Source organism: Mesotoga sp. HF07.pep.5.2.highcov (assembly GCF_003666285.1).
GTDB lineage: Bacteria > Thermotogota > Thermotogae > Petrotogales > Kosmotogaceae > Mesotoga > Mesotoga prima.
Genome location: NZ_JFHJ01000345.1, coordinates 1 through 734, shown reverse-complemented (window position 1 = coordinate 734; position 734 = coordinate 1). Strand labels below are relative to the sequence as shown.

The following is a 734-nucleotide window of genomic DNA, read 5'->3' as shown; positions in this document are numbered from 1 at the left end:
GCCATAGTAGGCTTCGATCTAGATAAGATAATCAACGCTATGAAAAAAGCATTCGATGCAACGGAAACCCATTATAACGAAGACATACTTGAGCGGGTTGCGTTGAGGGTTGTGGCCGATTTTCAGCCTAAAGCCACGGATAATCTAATCGACATCGAAGATATTCAAGACTCCGTAGAAAGAACGCTTGAAAGTCTTGGATTCACAGATGTTGCCAAATCTTACATTCTTTATAGGCGACACCGTGAAAAACTGAGAGAACTCGATTCCTCGATGCTTGACTTTTCGAAAACAGTTAATAGCTATCTAGACATGCTTGACTGGCGAGTTCACGAAAATTCCACTGTGACCTACTCAATAGGCGGGCTGATTCTTCACAACAGTGGAACGGTAACTGCCAATTACTGGTTGAGAGAAATATACGATCCTCAGATTGGCAATGCTCACCGTGAGGGAGACATTCACATTCACGATCTTTCAATGTTGTCGGGCTACTGCGCTGGCTGGAGTCTTAAGCAATTAATAGAAGAAGGCTTGGGCGGGGTGACAGGAAAAGTTTCTTCATCACCGGCAAAACACCTATCAACCCTGGTGAACCAGATGGTAAACTTCCTCGGAATACTCCAGAATGAATGGGCAGGCGCTCAGGCTTTCTCTTCTTTCGACACTTATTTGGCGCCATTTGTGAAAATTGACAACCTTTCTCTCAAAGAGGTGAAGCAAAACATCCAGTC

At 44.3% G+C, this 734-nt stretch carries 1 protein-coding gene; it reads left to right on the top strand.

Annotated features, from left to right (window positions below; genetic code table 11):
* Nucleotides 1-3: 3 nt before the first annotated feature.
* On the top strand, nt 4-734 hold a 731-nt coding region (gene nrdD, locus BG32_RS07475; RefSeq protein WP_409072654.1), incomplete at its 3' end, for an anaerobic ribonucleoside-triphosphate reductase.